At 57.0% G+C, this 17,788-nt stretch carries 18 protein-coding genes; 9 read left to right on the top strand and 9 right to left on the bottom strand.

Translation table 11 applies throughout. From position 1 onward, the window contains the following. Positions 1–304 precede the first annotated feature (304 nt). On the bottom strand, positions 305–802 hold the full coding sequence (locus tag HMPREF2920_RS09170) for a ferritin (protein WP_070438323.1): 498 nt from the start codon (positions 800–802) through the stop codon (positions 305–307). A 103-nt stretch (positions 803–905) separates the two neighbouring features. Here HMPREF2920_RS09170 and HMPREF2920_RS09165 point away from each other — a divergent pair, with 103 nt between their 5' ends. The 3 genes from HMPREF2920_RS09165 to msrB all read left to right on the top strand — a co-directional run bounded on the left by HMPREF2920_RS09165 (position 906) and on the right by msrB (position 3,536). After that, positions 906–1,718, top strand: a complete 813-nt coding sequence (locus tag HMPREF2920_RS09165) for a dihydrofolate reductase family protein (RefSeq protein ID WP_049189727.1) — start codon at positions 906–908, stop codon at positions 1,716–1,718. Positions 1,719–1,861: 143 nt separating this feature from the next. After that, positions 1,862–3,118, top strand: coding sequence for a glycosyltransferase family 87 protein (locus HMPREF2920_RS09160; protein WP_070827430.1), 1,257 nt, complete (start codon positions 1,862–1,864; stop codon positions 3,116–3,118). Continuing rightward, complete coding sequence (gene msrB, locus HMPREF2920_RS09155; protein ID WP_048733231.1) at positions 3,111–3,536, top strand: peptide-methionine (R)-S-oxide reductase MsrB; 426 nt, start codon at positions 3,111–3,113, stop codon at positions 3,534–3,536. The genes HMPREF2920_RS09160 and msrB overlap by 8 nt, the downstream gene beginning before the upstream one ends. A 91-nt stretch (positions 3,537–3,627) precedes the next feature. Here msrB and hemQ read toward each other — a convergent pair whose 3' ends face one another. The 3 genes from hemQ to hemE all read right to left on the bottom strand — a co-directional run bounded on the left by hemQ (position 3,628) and on the right by hemE (position 7,104). Next, positions 3,628–4,326 carry a hydrogen peroxide-dependent heme synthase gene (gene hemQ, locus HMPREF2920_RS09150; RefSeq protein WP_049173031.1) on the bottom strand — a complete coding sequence of 233 codons (699 nt, stop codon included), beginning with the start codon at positions 4,324–4,326 and terminating at the stop codon, positions 3,628–3,630. Positions 4,327–4,410: 84 nt separating this feature from the next. Beyond that, on the bottom strand, positions 4,411–5,889 hold the full coding sequence (gene hemG, locus HMPREF2920_RS09145) for a protoporphyrinogen oxidase (protein WP_049189729.1): 1,479 nt from the start codon (positions 5,887–5,889) through the stop codon (positions 4,411–4,413). 105 nt (positions 5,890–5,994) lie between these two features. After that, complete coding sequence (hemE, locus tag HMPREF2920_RS09140; protein WP_016422662.1) at positions 5,995–7,104, bottom strand: uroporphyrinogen decarboxylase; 1,110 nt, start codon at positions 7,102–7,104, stop codon at positions 5,995–5,997. 170 nt (positions 7,105–7,274) lie between these two features. Between hemE and HMPREF2920_RS09135 the strand changes: the two genes are divergently transcribed. Further along, complete coding sequence (locus tag HMPREF2920_RS09135; RefSeq protein WP_016422661.1) at positions 7,275–7,829, top strand: DUF3000 domain-containing protein; 555 nt, start codon at positions 7,275–7,277, stop codon at positions 7,827–7,829. A 40-nt stretch (positions 7,830–7,869) separates the two neighbouring features. Further along, positions 7,870–9,171 carry an HRDC domain-containing protein gene (locus HMPREF2920_RS09130; protein WP_016422660.1) on the top strand — a complete coding sequence of 434 codons (1,302 nt, stop codon included), beginning with the start codon at positions 7,870–7,872 and terminating at the stop codon, positions 9,169–9,171. Here HMPREF2920_RS09130 and HMPREF2920_RS09125 read toward each other — a convergent pair whose 3' ends face one another. From HMPREF2920_RS09125 to dut, 3 genes are all read right to left on the bottom strand, one after another. After that, entirely contained in the window at positions 9,172–10,437 is a 1,266-nt protein-coding gene (locus tag HMPREF2920_RS09125) for a class I SAM-dependent RNA methyltransferase (protein ID WP_016422659.1), read from the bottom strand. Between the two features lie 134 nt (positions 10,438–10,571). Further along, positions 10,572–11,351: a DUF3710 domain-containing protein gene (locus HMPREF2920_RS09120; RefSeq protein WP_049173039.1), complete on the bottom strand. Its 780-nt coding sequence runs from the start codon at positions 11,349–11,351 to the stop codon at positions 10,572–10,574. A 118-nt stretch (positions 11,352–11,469) separates the two neighbouring features. Further along, positions 11,470–11,922: a dUTP diphosphatase gene (dut, locus tag HMPREF2920_RS09115; protein WP_016422657.1), complete on the bottom strand. Its 453-nt coding sequence runs from the start codon at positions 11,920–11,922 to the stop codon at positions 11,470–11,472. Positions 11,923–12,088: 166 nt separating this feature from the next. Between dut and HMPREF2920_RS09110 the strand changes: the two genes are divergently transcribed. Then, a complete protein-coding gene (locus HMPREF2920_RS09110) occupies positions 12,089–12,565 on the top strand; it encodes a DUF3093 domain-containing protein (RefSeq protein WP_070549532.1) in 477 nt (158 codons plus the stop codon). 109 nt (positions 12,566–12,674) lie between these two features. On the opposite strand, the gene HMPREF2920_RS09105 is transcribed toward HMPREF2920_RS09110, so the two are convergent. Beyond that, the gene (locus HMPREF2920_RS09105) at positions 12,675–12,971 is read right to left on the bottom strand and encodes a DUF4193 family protein (protein WP_016422655.1); all 297 of its coding nucleotides are present in this window, start codon (positions 12,969–12,971) and stop codon (positions 12,675–12,677) included. A gap of 203 nt (positions 12,972–13,174) precedes the next feature. Between HMPREF2920_RS09105 and HMPREF2920_RS10655 the strand changes: the two genes are divergently transcribed. Continuing rightward, positions 13,175–13,783, top strand: coding sequence for a LytR C-terminal domain-containing protein (locus HMPREF2920_RS10655; RefSeq protein WP_160310020.1), 609 nt, complete (start codon positions 13,175–13,177; stop codon positions 13,781–13,783). A gap of 9 nt (positions 13,784–13,792) precedes the next feature. Here the strand turns inward: HMPREF2920_RS10655 and HMPREF2920_RS09095 are convergent, their stop codons facing one another. Further along, complete coding sequence (locus HMPREF2920_RS09095; protein ID WP_016422653.1) at positions 13,793–14,770, bottom strand: inositol monophosphatase family protein; 978 nt, start codon at positions 14,768–14,770, stop codon at positions 13,793–13,795. A 34-nt stretch (positions 14,771–14,804) separates the two neighbouring features. Here HMPREF2920_RS09095 and ppgK point away from each other — a divergent pair, with 34 nt between their 5' ends. Together ppgK and HMPREF2920_RS09085 are read left to right on the top strand one after the other, a co-directional pair. Continuing rightward, positions 14,805–15,560 (top strand): polyphosphate--glucose phosphotransferase, encoded by a 756-nt coding sequence (gene ppgK / locus HMPREF2920_RS09090; protein ID WP_042388657.1) that lies wholly within the window; start codon positions 14,805–14,807, stop codon positions 15,558–15,560. 395 nt (positions 15,561–15,955) lie between these two features. Next, entirely contained in the window at positions 15,956–17,518 is a 1,563-nt protein-coding gene (locus tag HMPREF2920_RS09085; RefSeq protein ID WP_016422651.1) for an RNA polymerase sigma factor, read from the top strand. Positions 17,519–17,788: the final 270 nt, after the last annotated feature.

Here is a 17,788-nt window from a genome sequence, read left to right as displayed (position 1 = left end):
CGAGCGGACACACTTTTTGCTACTTAACCCCCAATTTCATCGAGTCCTACCGCTCCCCCGGGTTAAGCAGGAAAAATATTGTCCGGCGGGCGTCTCGGCTGGCAGGTTTTCCAATTCGGCGAGCTTTGCTGAGCAGCTCGCTCGTCTAAATGCTATGGACGGTCAGCCCATGACAGCTCCCCGAATTTCGGTTTGGCTGGACGCCAAGCCCATCAATTGATACCCCAGCTAAATAGAAATGACCGCCCTAGGCAGTTAGCCCCAGGGCGGTCATTTCTATCCAAACTGCGAACCGAGCTCGATATTAAGCTGCGTCGCGAGCGCCAAGCTCCCGGTCGATACGCAGCAGGCCAGCACCGTTGTCGCCAACGATCTCCAGGCGACCGATGATGCCACGCACGGTGTCCTCTTCCTCAATCTGCTCAACCACGAAGCTGTCCAGCAGCGGGCGGGAGTCGAGATCACCCTCGCTATCAGCAAGCTTGCGGAGGTTACGGATAGATGCCGAAACCTTCTCTTCATGCTCGAGAGCAATGCGGAATGCATCGATTGCGGAAGTGACCTTCACCTCCGGTGCGTCGACAGCACCAATCTGCGGGTGGTTGTCGCGAGCATCGAGGTGTGCGATGAACTGATTCGCGTGATCAACTTCCTCATCCGCCTGTGCACGCATCCACTCTGCCATGCCGGAGAAATCCAGCAGGTCCAGTTCGATTGCCAGCTGGCGGTAGACGTGGGAAGCGGTGAGCTCCATAGTGATCTGGTCGTTGAATGCCTTCTCAAGAGTATCTGTTAGTCGCATGCCCCTACTATAAGTCCAATCCTTATAAATGACAACGATTATAACACTTCCCTTATAAGCCAGGCCTTGCCTATTCTGCAATCGTCGGCTTAACCTCGGCGGTATGGCTACACTCACCTCCGTAAGCCCATCGACCGACGAAATTCTGCAGTTTCTTTCTCGACCTGCGCAAACGACACATGATACAGCGGCGGCGTCTCACAACACCTCCACCGTCACGGCCATCGCCGTCACCAGCTTGGACGGACGCGGCGCCGTCGAAGGCACCTCGGGCCAGCTTGGCAACGACACCGATGCCACGGTTTTCAACACGCTTCGCGCGCTTGCCGACGTCGTTTTCGTTGGTACAGGCACCATTGCGTCCGAGGGGTACGGGCCAGTTGAGATACCGGAGTACCTAGAGGCCGTTCGACAGAAGCTAGGTCGCTCCGAGCACGTGGCGATGTCCACACTTTCGCGCTCGTTGGATCTAGATATAGAATCCGACTTTTTCGCGAATGCAGAAGTCAATCCTCCGATAATCTTCACCCCGACTGAGGACGCTTTTAATGATGAAGGAGCAAAGACCGCTCACAAGAACAAAGCTAAAAAGATGGAGTCGGCCGGGGCTCGCGTCGTTAAGCTCCCTAACCCCTCGGTAAAAGCGGCGTTAACCTGGCTGGCTGAACATGGGTATCGGGACATTGTCGTAGAGGGTGGACCGACGATGTATCGAGAAGCATTCAAAAAGGGGTGCGTCGACGAACTGTTCCTGACGTTGTCGCCGATGTGGGTGGGTAACGGTCCCCTGGCTTTCGGCGAGAACGACCCTGATGATGACGGGAACTCGACGAACCCGCAGGCTTTTGAAGTGCGGGATATCCTACGTTCCGACTCACACATCTTCCTACGCTATTCCCGCAGCTTCACCCAGTAGGGTGGAGTATTGTGAGTAAACCAAAAATCGACGTGAGCGCAAGCGCAACGGCATTAACGCAAACGTCCAAGGACACGCCAGAGACAAATTCGGTGGCTCCACGCCCTCTGTCTCGGCACGTGTCGCGAGGACTCAGCGCTTTCTTGTGGCCTATCGCAGCTGTGGTGATTTTTCACCGCACCTGGGTTTTGCCGAAAGACGTTTCTGGCACAGATGACTTTACGACCGTCTGGTCGGCAATTAATCGATTCGTATCGCAGGTACCCGTTTATTCGGAAGACTACGTAACAGCCGATCCGCACTATCTGTATTCCCCAGGCGCTACCCTACTTTTAGCCCCGATTGATTTGTTCGGCTCGCTTGAATCGGGCCGAATCTGGTTTGCGGTGTTTCAGTCAGCTGCAATCATTGCGGCAATTGTATTGCTGCTGAGGTGGCTTGGTATTGCGCGCTCTGGCCCCATCATTCCAGCGTCGATAGCACTGCTCTACCTCACGGAACCCGTTACCAACACCCTTGATTTTACGAACGTCAACGGTTCACTCTTCCTTGCATTAGTGCTGTTTTTTATTGCTCTGACCGAGCGGCGCAATATCCTGGCCGGCCTGATCATCGGTATCGCAATCACCATTAAACCTGTTTTCTTGCCAATGCTGTTCCTACCGTTCATGCGCAGGCAGTTCTCTACGGTACTGACCAGTATCGGAGTGGTAATTGCAGCCAATGTCATTGCGTGGCCGCTCATGGTCCAACCACGTGACTACCTAGATATCACCGTCCCCTACCTGGGAGTTGTCCGTGACTTTGCAAATGCTTCACTGACTGGACAGCTTGTTTGGCTAGGTGCCCATCCGACCCTGATTTTGCTGTGGCAGATCTTTTTCGGCATTTTCGTCTTGGTATCCGTCGTGCTCCTTCTTCGCTGGCTCGAAAGGGATGAGATATTCTGGATTGCTACGACTTCCGGAGTTCTCTTCACCGGCGCGTTCTTCCTTTCCAGCCTGGGCCAGCAGTACTACTCGATGACGCTCTTGCCAATGGTTCTCACCGTGCTTCGCCCATTGGTTTTGGCTCGCGACAATGAAGGAAATATTGGTTCGACAGTCATGTTGAATTGGGGCGCAGGACTCGGAGTCGTACTCTGTTTCTTCTACGCCAATTGGTGGATTGATGAAGATGACCTCTTTTTCCCGTGGTTCACGGTTGCAATCGGCGGTATTGGATGGGCCGTTCTTATTCTCTCCATCACGGCAGCACTCATTCGAATGACGATTGTGGATGCCGTCAATGGGCGTAGCTTTGCATCCGGCTTCAGCTGGCTGAGCGACTGGAAGATAGCAGGCAGGAAGTCTAATCAGGAATCTGATCTCAAGTCTGAGGAGGCTATTCAGAATGGTTGATTCGCATAGCGAAGACTGGAATCTGAGCGAAGAAGAATGGCGCGAACGCCTCAGTGCCGCGGAGTACCAGGTTTTGCGTCAGGCAGGTACTGAACGCGCCTTCACCGGTGAGTACACCGATACCAAGACTCAAGGTGTCTACCGCTGCCGGGCCTGTGGTTACGAGCTGTTTCGGTCGAACGAGAAGTTCGACTCTCACTGCGGTTGGCCATCCTTCTTCTCTCCACTAGCTGGAGACCGGATTATTGAGCGCCGAGACACCAGCCTCGGTATGGTCCGTACCGAAGTGCTGTGCAGTCGTTGCAAGTCTCACCTCGGCCACGTCTTTGAGGGTGAGGGATACAATACTCCGACCGACCTGCGTTATTGCATCAATTCAATTTCACTCACGCTCGAACCGGACAAGACGGCTGAATAACTAGATAGAGAAGCAGCGCCGCTGGTCAAAATCCCGTCAGTTAACGGGGCTTGACCAGCGGCGCTGCTGATTCTCTCGTTGATTGCGTGAGCTACGGCAGAACGTTGATGATCTCTGCGATGTCATCGACGCGACGTCCCGTGTGGAACGGAATCTCTTCGCGGACGTGCAGACGAGCCTCGGTGTAACGCATCTTCCACATCAAGTCCACAATGCGGTCGAGCTCCGGCCCCTCGAATGCAAGGATCCACTCGTAGTCACCGAGTGCGAACGCCGGGACAGTATTGGCGCGCACATCCGGGTAGTCACGACCGGCCATACCGTGTTCAGCAAGGATGCGGCGTCGCTCGGTCGGCTCCAGCAGGTACCAGTCGTAGGAACGAACGAAGGGGTAAACCGCAATCCATCGTCCCGGCTCTTCACCCATGATGAACGACGGCAGGTGCGACTTGTTGAACTCAGCTGGACGGTGCAGCGCAGCGTTCGACCAGTGCGGAGTGGATGCCTTGCCCAGCGGAGTCTCGCGCAGGAAGGCGTTGTAGAACGCCTGCAGGTCTTCCAGCTTCTCTGCGTGGATCCAGAACATGAAGTCGGCTTCAGCACGCATGGCCGAAACATCGTAGAAACCACGGATGATCAGATCAGTGTCTTCGTAACGAGCCAGGAATTCCTTGGTCTTAGCCACTGCCTCTTCGCGGTTATCACCGAGTGCACCTGGGGTCACCTTGAAGGCAGACCACATGGTGTAGCGGATGGTGTCGTTGAGCTTCTTGAAATCGAGCTTGGTCATTAGTTGTCTCCTAGTTCGGTTGAAAGGTTTGTTTAAAAACGATGGGTCAGCGCCAGTTTCGTACTCAGCACCAATCTCGCAGCTTTATGCCAGCTCCGCAGCAATCTTGCTGGCCGCAGCCTTGGCGTTGGAGATACATTCCGGAATGCCCGGGCCACTGAGCCACGCCCCCGTTGCTGCAAGCTTAGGCACCTCGGCCAATTCCTGGCGAGCAAAATCCATCAGGCCGCCATGCCCCATATCGAAGCGTGGAATCCCCGCCCACCAACGCTGGACGAAAACCGCAGTCGGTTCAGCATCAAAGCCAGTCGCCTTAGCCAAATCCGCCTTTGCCCTGGCGATGAGGTCCTCGTCGCTACGATGCACGTGCGAGTCATCATCAAAACGGCCGAAGCTTGCCCTCACAACGGCACCGTAGCGCTCACCAATATGTGGCCACTTCCGGGACGACACTGTAAAAGCTTTCGCGGACAGGTCAGCACCAATCTCGCACAACACGCCGTTAATCTCCGGCAGTCCTTCCGACGAGTCGAAACACATACCGACCACCGCCGAGTTCGACGTGTCTACCCCACCAATGAGCTCGGCCGCCTCTGGCGCAAGATTGCTCAACAGCTCCGATGTGGTTGCAGAAGGTGCCGCCACGACAACGCCGTCGACGTCGATAGTGCTAACGCTCGTGCCGCTTTCCGACGGCAGTTCCACAGTGACCTCAAAGCCATTGTCATGCTGCCGCAGACCAGTAGCCTTCGTCGACAAGAGGAGTTCGGCTCCCGATTCGTCGACAAGCGTGTTGTAGAGAACCTCGAAGCCATCGCGGAACGTTTGGAAGACCACCGGTCGATTCGTCTTCGTCGAGTCTGTCGCAGCCTCACTGCTCAGACGCGCCTGCTGCGCCTGCTTACGTGCTTCCAGAACGCGCTGGACAGCGCCGGTGAGGCTGACATGATCACCGACACTAGCCATTTCATCAAGCGCTGCCGCCAACTGTGGGATGGTCGCACGCAGGCCCAGGTCGTATGCGGTGGTTGAGTAGACGCCTCCGAGCAGCGGGGAGACGATGCGGTCAACGACTTCCTCACCGAGCCGCGCCGCGACCAGCTGGCCGACATTCATGTCGTCACCCAGTACCCAGTGCAAGGCTGGAGTGAGCTCGGGGTTCGACTCGGCATCAATCTTGGCGAGGGTGGCCTCGCTGAGGAGGTAGCCCAACCCTTCTGAACTTCCTGGAATACCGGTGACCGTGTTACGCGGAAGGTCCTTGAGTTCACCGCCAATGTAGAGCTTGGAAGGCAGCCCCGAAGGGGCGACTAGCTGATCTGCCAACCCGAGTTCCTTGAAAAAATCGGTGGCATCGTGACGGAACGCCAGGTACGCCTCAGCGCCCGCTTCGAGAGGGCCGTTAGTTCCTGTTCGAGTCTTCAGCTTGCCGCCGACCTGTGCACTGGACTCGATGACAATTATTCTTGCGGCGGGTCCGAGCTTTTTACGCAACTCATACGCTGCGCTCAGGCCGGAGATACCGCCACCTATGACGGCAATGGTAGAAGGTTGTGCAACCACGGTATTTCGTACGCTTTCTCTATGCCCGCGCCTCGAGCGGGCACGGTCGATAAGACTTGTAGGAAATTAGCTAGTGCGTGTTTTACACGCCTGTTGCGTCGGCTTTTACGTTGCGTGAATGATCTCAACGGCGCGCGTAATCGCGTCGGCATCGGTATTCGGTAGCACCCCGTGACCCAAGTTGAAGATATGTCCACGGGCGTCACCACGCTTAATTGCACGGTCCGTCTCAGAGCAGATGCGCTGAATCTCTTGGGTCATTGCATCTTCACCGGCAAAGAGAATCGCCGGGTCAAGGTTGCCCTGCAATGCAAGGCTGTTTTCCGCCGGGTCTGCGCCTCGGTGAACGTCGGAAAGCGTGGCACGAATGCGGTTGGCAGCAACGTCCAGTGGCACGCGCCAGTCGACGCCCATGACTTCTGGGCCGGCTTCAGCCATCGCACCGAGAAGCTCGCCGGTGCCCACACCGAAGTGGATGCGCGGAATGCCGGCGTCGGCGACAGCCTGGAAGATTTCCTTCGAGTACGGCAACACAAAGCGGCGGTAATCACGCTCGGTGAGATAGCCAGCCCAGGAGTCGAAGAGCTGAATAGCGTCCACACCAGCGCCAATCTGCGCGCGCAGGAAAGCAATCACCATCGGAGTGATTTTCTGCATCAGGTGATCCCACAATTCAGGGTCCGAGTGCATCAGCGCCTTAGTGCGCTCGTGATTGCGGGATGGACCGCCTTCAATCAGGTACGACGCCAAGGTGAACGGTGCACCGGCGAAACCAATGAGTGCCTGGGTATCAGTCAGCTCTTGCAGAATGAGGCCGATACCCTCGGCCACCGGAGCGAGTTGCTCTTCCGTGACTTCCGGTAGAGCCTTGATGTCTGCTTCCGAGCGCACCGGAGTATCCATTACTGGACCGCGGCCAGGAACAATATCCAGGTTGACACCCGCAGCCTTCAGCGGCACGACGATATCGGAAAAAAGAATCGCAGCATCAACGTCGTGCCTACGTACCGGCTGCATAGTAATCTCAGCGAGCAGTTCCGGACGGAAACAGGAGTCCAACATACCGATGTCCTTGCGCACCTCACGGTATTCAGGCAGTGAACGACCGGCTTGCCGCATAAACCACACCGGGCGGCGCGACGGAGTTCGACCGTAAGCTGCATCAAGAATCGGGGCATCAGTCAAAGTGCGACGATTGTTCATACGGACAATCATGCCCCACTTACCTTAGAAATTGATGTGTGGGGTACTAAGAACAGGGAAATCGCTCGCCCTGCTGTGCGTTTTCGACGAACCGCTTGGTCGCTTCCCACTCTTTTCGGCGCGCCTCCCACTAACGCAAGCGTCATATGGCTAAGTTCAGGCGCGTGAATGGAACCGATTCAATGCCACAGAACTTCCGCGCCGCGGTCCAGTCAATGCACTCTGCTGAACTGCGACCTGAGATTGCTCTGGGCACCGTTCGGCCACCGCAGAAGCTGGCACCGTTTAGCCACGCTGTCTCGCTTGAGGTCACGCAGCCCGAAGCTGATATCGTCCCCGAGTCCTCGGACGACGATGCCTTTGGTCGTTTAATTTTGCTCCATGACCCCCGCAGTGAGGAAACCTGGGACGGTGACATGCGCTTGGTTGCATACATCCAGGCGGATATGGACGCCTCCCTCGCGGAAGATCCGCTGCTTCCCCAGGTTGCCTGGCAATGGCTCACCGAGGCTCTGGCTGAGAACAACGCCGAACTGTCGAACTTGGGTGGCACGGTGACTACTACGAACTCTGTCCGCTATGGCGAGATCGGCGGCAAGCCACAGGCCTTTCAATTAGAAATGCGCGCATCGTGGACTGCTCGTGGCACCGACCTGCGCACCCACGTTGAATCCTTCGCTCAGGTACTAGCGAACGTCGCTGGTCTGCCACCCGTCGGCGTTTCCCTGCTGGGCTGATACCGGCGACTGCTGATACCGACGACCGAAGAGGCGTGCGATGAGCTCCGACGTGGAAACTAGTCCCGACGTAGAAGTAAGACTTGCCCCAGCCGAGGGAACTCCACGCGTGCTTTCTGCCATCGACGACATTATTGACGCCGGTGAGCAGCTGGCCAAAGGACACGGTTGGCTCGCAGTCGATACTGAACGAGCTTCGGCATATCGCTACGACGACCGCGCCTTCTTGCTTCAATTTCGCCGCCGTGGAGCGGGCACCTTTCTCATCGATCCCGAAGATGGTCGCAAGGCGATGGCCGTTTTCGGTTCCTCAGTCAACGACCTGACCTGGATTATTCACGCCGCTCATTCTGACCTTCCCTGCCTCGCAGCTCTGGGTCTCTACCCCACCAAAGTCATTGACACTGAGCTGGCCGGCCGCCTTCTCGGCCTGGAGCGAGTCAACTTAGCAGCTCTGACAGAGCGACTCCTCGGAGTTGGACTTGCCAAGGGGCACGGTCGAGAGGATTGGTCTACTCGTCCACTGCCAGCAGATTGGCTGGACTACGCAGCCTTGGATGTCGAGCTGCTCATCGAACTCGCCGAGGTTCTTTGTCAGGCGCTGACTGAGCTCGACCGTTTGGAATGGCTGGAACAGGAATGCGAACGCGAACTCGCTCTAAACCGTAAATACCTCGATGGTCTGCACGTCGGACACTCGTGGCAGGGGCTCAAAGGGATTGGGAAGCTGCGCACTCCCGAACAACTTCACGTCGCCCGTGCACTGTGGACTGAGCGTGACGAAATCGCGCAGCGCCGTGATGTCTCCCCAACACACGTCATGGGTCACAGCGTTCTACGTACAATCGCAGAACAACTCCCCGGTACGCAGCGTGAACTAACTGCAATCCGTGGATTTCCACGTCGCCGTCGCGGTGCCGCGGACGCTTGGTTGAAGGTCGTTAATGAAGCCCGTCAGGAACCCAGGTCGTCATGGCCGAAGCCCCAGAAGCAGGCTCCCAACCAGATGCCCCACTTTCGCCGTTGGGCTGAACATGCCCCACAAGCCGCCGAGATTTTCGAAACCACGCGAGACTGCATCGACAACGTCTGTGCCCAAATACACCTGCGCAAAGACACACTCATCACTTCCGCGCAGACACGTGAACTGGTGTGGTGGATTCACAGTCGCGCAGTCGGCTCATTCGTATTCCGCCACCACGACAACTACGCTGGCGGCCTGCCAGCCGTTACAGAAATCTCCGCTCACCTCAGGGAACAGGGTTTCCGCCCATGGCAGGCACATTTGCTTGCCGACGTGATCGGCGCCAACGTTCTTGCGCCCATGCGGCAGCCACTCTAGCTACAGCTGCTCCAGCACCGCGATGGTTTCAAAGTGATGCGTTAGACCAAATGCGTCCACGACCTCGAGGTGTTTGAACGCGTAGCCATAGTCAGCCCAGTACCGGGCATCGCGGGCAAAAGTCGCCGGATCGCAACCGAAATGTACGACCGTGCGTGGCTTTGCCTCAGCAATAGCGGCAATGGCATCCTTACCAGCACCGGAGCGCGGAGGGTCGAGAACGACGATATCCGGGTTTGGTGTTTCCGCATTAGCAACTTCGCGGCGCACTACCTTGGTGACATCCCCGGTTACGAACCGGACTGGTGCCGCAGGCGACGCATTTCCACTGTGGTCAGCTGCAGTGAAAGCCTTGCGCCCCGCCGTCGCGGCCGCGGCAAAACCCTCGACAGAGAGAATTGAACCCTCTGCGTCAACTAGCTTGCGCAGTGCCGCCGACAGAACGCCTGCGCCACCGTAAAGATCCCAACCGCAGGAGAAAGACTGACCAACCAACAGGTCGATGATGCGCGATCCATAGAACTCAGGGGCATGGCAATGGGCTTGCCAAAAACCGGTCGTCGGCACATCGAAAGTAATTCCGTGAACGGTGTGCTGTGTAGTTGGCTCGCCTTCAATCAACGTTTGCGTGCGGTTCCTGCCGCTGCCGGAAACGTATACAGCACTTCGGTTACCCTCCGTGTCCATGGCCACATGGAGTTCTCCTGGCTTCGGCTTCTTGCTCCCTCGACCGCGAGCAGGCTTAGCAACAGGGATGGTTCCGGCCGTCGAAAAGCCAGCGATGAGATTGGGAACTGTTTGGACGCACTCGGAGCCGATGACGAGCTCGTGGGAACGGGAACGACGTAATCCCGCTCGTCCCTGGGAATCCACACCCAGCCGCACGCGCGTGCGCCAACGGGAGGTCGGAGCCAGTGGAAGAACATCGATAGCTGGCAGCTCGTCGGCGGTGAAACGTCCAAGACGGCGCAGGCAATCGGTCAAGACATCAGCCTTGAGACGCGCCGCGTGCTCAGGATCAATAAAACCCCAGTCGCAACAGCCCGCGCCCTGCTGAGCTGCTTCGCAACGCTGCGAAATTCGATGCTCTGAGGCATCCAGAACCTCAACGACATTGCCGCGCCAAAGCTTGGCATCAGGTTTGGCAATTTCGACAACAACGCGTTCGCCGGGGATACCGCCGGTGACGAAACCGATACGTCCGTCATAGCTGGCAATGAATTCTCCGCCGGCAGCGGGACGGTCAATAGTCACTTCGATGTTCACGCAGTGTGATACTACCCGCTGACAAGAGAAAAGCCGCCGTCGGGTGACGGCGGCGGGCAGTGCACAGTGGCACCTGCAGATCCTCTTCTACCTTGTCAAGCAGCTAGCCTCTCTCTGCTGGCGGGTTAACCAAACTAATTGGTGGAACCATCCGGGTTGATACCAGTAGCGCCTGGCACCTGTCCAGGTTCACCTTCAGCTTGAGCAGCCTGGGTCTGCTGCTGGTATGCCTGACGAATCTGCTCGGCCATCTGGGACGGCAGCGTAACCGGAAGCGGCTGACCTGCTGGCATCGGGTTCTCACCGCGAGAGACGAAGCTACGGGCAAGGAGACCGCGGGCGAGATTCGCAAGTTCCTCCGCCCGATCAGCCGGACCGGAGGCCGTCATGCGAAGCATCCAACGCGGGCCGTCGGCGCCGATGATTCGCATTTCCATATCGGAGGTGCGACCTACGACCTCAGAACCCCACGGCCCCTGCTCGACATGGACATCGAGGCCATCGGACTCAAGACCGTCCTTGATTTCCTGAGCGGACTCCTCCCAGAGGCCACCCGACGTCGGAGCAGCGAATGCTACAGGAGTTACGCGGCCATGCTCAGTGGCGACGTGCAGCATGGTTGGACCTGTCGGCCCCATCTCCACCTGAATATCACCAACGTGAGGAATAGGCAGCAGCATCGAACCGAGGTTCAGGCTGGCCTTCGCGAAGTCCGAAAAATCAAACTGCGTCGGGCTAGCGCTGTTGATATCGAAGGGGCCGTTTGCTGGTGCGTTCTCCGCGGCGGTTTCCGACGCGTCGTCATGCACGGTTGCGGTAGCCTCCTCAGAAGCTGGCGCCGCAGAGTCGGTGGCAACGGTCTCTGCCTCAGCAGCTGGTTCTTCTGGCTGGTTCTTCTTTCCAAATGGCCACATGGTGGTTTATTGACACCTCGCTAAAAAGAAATCTTTGTATACGCTTTTGTAAACGCTTTATTGAGCTCTTCACGCATTGAACCACACTTGGTAGGGTCCCCGCGCTGTCAGAGGCGTTTTAAAGCGTCGTGGACACTCCGGTTGACCCGTGACCTCCCACGCCGCGTTCAGTTTCATCGAGCTCATCGACTTCCACCAGCGGGCTGAGCTCGACCTTCTGCACAACCAATTGGGCAATTCGATCGCCCTTGGCGATCTCCACCGCATTGGTCGGGTCCAAGTTGATCAGGCAGACTTTAAGCTCACCACGGTAACCGGCATCAATCGTGCCGGGAGCGTTGACGATGGACAGCCCCTTTTTGAAAGCCAATCCGGAGCGAGGATGAACCAATCCCACTGTGCCCGCCGGCAAAGCAATGGCAATACCGGTTCCCACGAGCGCCCGCTGCCCTGGTGCTAGGATGACATCCTCCACTGAGCTCAAATCCACACCGGCATCATCGGCATGCGCACGCTGGGGAATCACAGCGTCTTTAGCGAGCTTTTTCACTTGCACCGGGGCATAAGTCATCTCTTTGTATATCCTTCGCTGTCGCGTCTTTTAAGAACCGCACTTCGGCCTTGTCAGTACCGAGCATAGCCGTGCCCTAGAATGGATAACCGTGAGTGGAAAAGATAACCTGCAGCCTCGTCGCGACGACAGCTCAGCATCCGTCTCTGAAGGTGCGGCAATAGCAATGAGCTCGAGCGGAGATTCATCGATTGTCTATTCCGAAAAGCTCTGGGTTCCCTGGTGGTTCTGGGTACTCGGCGCTGCTGCCGTTTTTGTATGCACGGCCCAGATTGGCTTTAACCGTTCACCGTTTTGGCTTGTCATCGGCGGCATTATTTGTCTGGCCGTGGGCGTGTGGGTGCTGTTGACTATGTCGAAGACCACGGTGTCCGTGGAAGTGGACAGCACTGGTGAACGCTGGCTTCACGCTGGCACGGCAGTTTTGCCAGCATCGGTTGTTGCCAAATCCCTGGTGGTCCCGAAGTCCGCGCAGCGCAATGCGTTGGGCCGTCAGCTCGATCCAGCAGCGTTCCTGGTTACACACACGTGGATTCCCACGATGGTGCTGCTAGTCCTCGACGATCCGGACGACCCCACCCCCTATTGGCTGGTCTCCACCCGCCACCCCGAGGCACTGCTTGACAGTCTCTTCGACCGCTAGGTCAAATCTCTCACCGCCGCTACACGCTTGCCGACGGCCCCAGCGCCGCCAGAACCGTGGTAGTGGCGGTTTTCCTTTTTCCTAGGAAGCTATCCCGGCTGTGCGGGGATTAGGCACAGTCCTGACAGATGGGGAATCCATCGCCGTTATCGATTGCGATCATTGAGCGGTGCATCACCATGAAGCAGGAGCCACAGGTGAATTCATCCTCCCCCTTCGGGGCAACATCCATATCGAATTCTTCACCCGCGATGTCGGCAACCGGCAACTCGAACGGCTCAACAATTTCGCCGTCGTCAGTGTCGTCGATTTCCTTCTCAGCAGATGCAGCCTGAAGGCCCTCGAGGGAATCGGTCTCCAGCTCTTCGGTTTCACGAGTACGCGGGGCATCGTAGTTTACAGCCATGTCCCAAACCTTCTTTCTGGACCTTTGCTAGACATTGTGAACTGACTTTTTCTCGGAGAATACAACGCGTTGAGACGATTGACACCCTGTACTCTCCAGCGCCTTTCTCAGCGGATATTAAGGCAATTCACGCAATCTGTCATCTCTGCAGGTCAGAATAGGTTTCTATGCCCATAAGCCGAGGAGAGGATAACATGATGGCTATGAGTTCAGGCCCCGCGAGCACTTCGAGCACATCACATCGACGAAAAATTGTTCCCTACGTGGTGGTTTCCGTCGTTGCTGTAGTGATTGCCGCTACGTTGTGGGTATTGGCATTCCGCAGCCAACCGGCAAGTTATCCGGTGTCCTGTTCCCTCCCCGCGGCTGGGGCCCCTGTTTCCTCCACCACGCTAATCGGAGAGCACGTCGTTCCACCGTCGGATGTTCATGTGCGCGTTTATAATGCCAACGGCAAAGTCGGCCAGGCTACAACCGTCGCCGAGCAATTGCGGCAGCTCGATTTTGTCCTCGATGAGCAGGTTCCCTACGGCAACGACCCTATTGTGGAAAACCAAGACCTCGGTTGCTTCGGCCAGCTGCGTTATGGCGAGGACTTCAATGGCCACGCCGCGGCGCTTCACGCTCTTTTCCCCTGCTTTGAGCTCATCCACGATGGTCGGCCGGATGCAACCGTCGATGTGTCGTTGGGTAAGGGGTTTAAGGATCTCGAAGTAGCCAGCCAGGTTGAGGAAACGATGTCCGCATTGAACCGTGGCGAACAAGCCGACCTAGAGGGTTTGAGCTCGTTAGGCTCGAGCACCTGCTCCTAGACCGACGCACTAATTCCTAGCCTTCGCGATAGCACCATCCAATGCCTCGAAGAACGCATCGGCAACTTCAGAGTTCGCCGCACCGACACCAAAGTCGAGCGGGTCTCCCTCCGGCCGGCCAGTAACGTTGGCACACTGAGTGAATTCCGGGACCCTAATCCTTGCGCCTGCTTCAGCCGCAATCAGAGCACCAGCTGCATAATCCCAAACCTTGATGTCGTGTTCGTAATACGCATCAACACGGCCGTGCGCCACCATGCACAAATCCAGCGCCGCCGATCCCATGCGCCGAATATCTCGACACTCCCCCAGCAACTGCGACGCTATCCGGCCCTGCACCTGCCGGAGACTAGCGGAATAGCTGAATCCCGTTGCCACAAGTGTCTTTTCCAGCTCGGCCGTTGGGGAACAACTAAGCGTCTGCACAGTGCCGTCCCGTCGAGAAACCTGAGCGCCCTCTCCCTTAGCTGCACTGTAAATCTCTCCCGAGGACGCATTTGCCACTGCACCCGCCACTACCTCATCGCCTACGGCGCAAGCGATACTCACGGCACAATTGGGCAGGCCGTAAAGGAAATTCACCGTGCCATCAATGGGGTCTACAATCCAGGTCACCGCTTCGCCCTCGTTGGCAGCCTGCGCTGGGGAACTCGCGCCGTCGTCAAGCCCGCCTTCTTCGCCCAAAATGCGGTCAGAGCTGCTAAACGTCTTGATAAGCGAACGAATGAGCTCCTCAGATTCACGGTCGACGACGGTGACGGGGTCAACAGCTGAGGACTTCGTTTCGGAACTTGCTAAAACGCCATCGGAGCCGAGTTCGACCCGACGACTGGCGATGTGCGCCGCGGCTGCGCGGGCGATAAGTACCGCGCGGTCACGCAATTCCCCGACGCTGGGCCGCACGGACCCGGGGCTATTCGGTGCAGCAGACCCCCTATTATCCGCGCTGTTAGCGAGTTGTTCGGTGCCATGCGAGTTATTGCTCATGCCCCCATTGTGTCTGTTTCGTACAATTTGAGCTATGGGACAACGAATTGGATTTGGCATCGACGTGGGAGGCTCTGGAATCAAGGGTGGCCGCGTAGACCTTGAAACTGGGCAGCTTATTGGCGACCGCATTAAAATTTTCACGCCACAGCCGGCAACTCCGGAAGCGGTTGCGGAGACCATTGCAGAAATTGTGGACATTGCGAAGTGGGATTCCGATGTCGGCATCACGATTCCGTCCGTCGTACAGAATCAGATTGCCTTGCTGGCCGCCAATATTGACGGTTCTTGGGTTAATACGAACTGCCAAGAGCTCTTCGCTAAATACCTGCCCAACAACAAGGCGCACGTGCTTAACGACGCTGACGCTGCCGGCCTCGCTGAAGTCCAGTTTGGCGATCCGGGCAATAAGACAGGCGCCGTGTTGTTGCTAACTTTTGGTACAGGCATCGGCTCCGCGCTTATTCATGACGGACTGCTCTACCCCAATTCGGAGTTAGGCCACCTCATCATTGATGGCATGGAGGCCGAACACTTTGCATCCGCGAGAGTTAAGGATGTGGAGGGGCTCGGCTTCGAAGAGTGGGCTGAGCGCGTGAGCAAGGTGCTTAAGACCTACGAGGCGCTGTTTTGGCCGTCACGGATCATCGTCGGCGGCGGAATCAGTCGCGAACACGAAAAGTGGATTCCGCTGTTGACATGTAAGACTCCAGTTGTCCCCGCAAGTTTGGATAATAATGCGGGTATTGCTGGCGCCGCCTTTGCAGCTGACCAGGGACTTTACCCTTAACCACTTTCATTTCTTATATGGGGATTGGTAGCTACGTGTCGGGCGTGACACGTGCTTGAAGCCATGCCCCGTGGCGGCGATTTTAAGAATTGGTTTACAATAAGAAGTTGACTCACGGCAAGGTTGAATAATCAACAGGCTCGAGGAGGATTGGGAAAATCGAATTCCAGCGCACTGCTTCGATGAGGATTTTCACCGATTACTTCTTCGCTAGGAGCCAGAAAGCAACACTGATGACCGTGGCACGAAAAGGTCAGCTCTGAATGTTTTCCATTCGGCTAGTTGGCTATAGACGAAGTAAAGGCGCACCACTGGCGCGTTGAGCTTCTCTTCGACCGAGAGAAGCTGGCGGCGGCTTTGGCGGCGCACACAACGTACATCGTGAAAGGGCGTTCGTGGCAGGCAACGAACTGGGGCAAGCTCAGGACCAATCCACCGGGAGTGGCACCGGTTCAGCTACTCCTGCAAAGAAGGCTGTAAAGAAGGCCATCAAGAAGGCAGTGAAGAAGACCGTGGCAAAGAAGACTGCCGCGAAGAAAACTGCTGCCAAAAAGACGGCTGCTACCAAAACTGCGGCGAAGAAGACGACCGCTAAGAAGGCAGCGGCCAAGAAGACCGTGAAGAAGGCGGCCAAGAAGTCCGTCGCTAAGAAGACCACGCGTAAGGCCGCCGCCAAGAAGGCAACTAAGCGGACAACGGCTGCGAAGGCCACCGCGGCCAAGGCTGCTGCAGCGAAGGCGAAGGACGCGCAGGCTCTCGACGCAACTGAGAACGAAGAGCTCGAGGACGAGGAACTCGACCACGACTTGGAGCAGGAGCAGGACTACGACCCGGATCTGGATGATGATCTCGAAGACGATGATCTTCACGACGATCTGGATGATGACGACCTCGAAGACGACGACCTCGACGATGATGAAGAAGAGGACGACGAGGACGAAGACGAAGACGAGGATGAAGAGGACGAGGGCGACGAGGTCTGGAACGAGGACGAGTCCGCTCGTCTGCGTCAGGCCCGCAAAGATGCTGCCCTCACCGCCTCCGCCGACTCTGTCCGCGCCTACCTCAAGCAGATTGGTAAGGTCGCGCTGCTGACTGCCGAGGAAGAAGTCAGTCTGGCAAAGCGCATCGAGGCCGGTCTGTACGCGCAGTACAAGATTGACGAGGCCAAGGAAGCCGGCGAGCGCATCGCTTACGCTCAGAAGCGCGACTTGCGCGAGATTTCTCGTGACGGTCAGCGCGCCAAGAATCACCTGCTCGAAGCCAACCTCCGTCTTGTGGTGTCCCTGGCAAAGCGCTACACCGGCCGTGGCATGGCTTTCCTCGACTTGATTCAGGAGGGCAACCTCGGCCTGATTCGCGCCGTCGAGAAGTTCGACTACACCAAGGGCTACAAGTTCTCCACCTACGCAACGTGGTGGATTCGCCAGGCCATTACTCGTGCAATGGCCGACCAGGCTCGAACCATTCGTATTCCGGTTCACATGGTCGAGGTCATTAATAAGCTCGGTCGTATCCAGCGTGAACTGCTTCAGGATCTGGGCCGCGAGCCCACCCCGGAAGAGCTCGCCAAGGAAATGGACATCACAGAGGAAAAGGTTCTCGAGATTCAACAGTACGCTCGTGAACCGATTTCCCTGGACCAGACCATCGGCGACGAGGGTGACTCTCAGCTCGGTGACTTCATCGAGGACTCCGAGGCAGTTATCGCCGTGGACGCCGTCAGCTTCACGCTCCTCCAGGATCAGCTTGGCGACGTCTTGGAGACTCTCTCCGAACGTGAAGCCGGTGTCGTCCGCTTGCGCTTCGGCCTTACCGACGGCATGCCACGTACCCTGGACGAGATTGGTCAGGTCTACGGTGTGACACGCGAGCGCATCCGTCAGATTGAGTCCAAGACGATGTCCAAGCTGCGTCACCCGTCGCGCTCGCAGGTGCTGCGCGACTACTTGGAGTAAAGCTTTAACCTGGAGTTGTTCAGGGGCTAACAGCTAGACCCAGAGAATCGGGCTTGAATGAGGTTTCACACCTTATTCGAGCCCGGTTTTTCTTTTGGTGTCAGCGCTAGTGAGTTACTGACTGCGTTTATGTCAAAAATGACCTCAAAAATGGCCTGAAAGTGTCATAAACTCACACAGTTTCACATTTGCAGCCAAAAGCCCCGAACCACCAAAGTGGAACGGGGCGAAGGAGCATCTGAGCAACGCTAGGCGGAGAAGCCCGATGGT

Source organism: Corynebacterium sp. HMSC075F02, from assembly GCF_001838335.1.
GTDB classification, from domain to species: Bacteria; Actinomycetota; Actinomycetes; order Mycobacteriales; family Mycobacteriaceae; genus Corynebacterium; species Corynebacterium jeikeium_D.
Note: the sequence above shows the minus strand (reverse complement) of the source record. Positions and strands in the feature narration are given on the sequence as shown.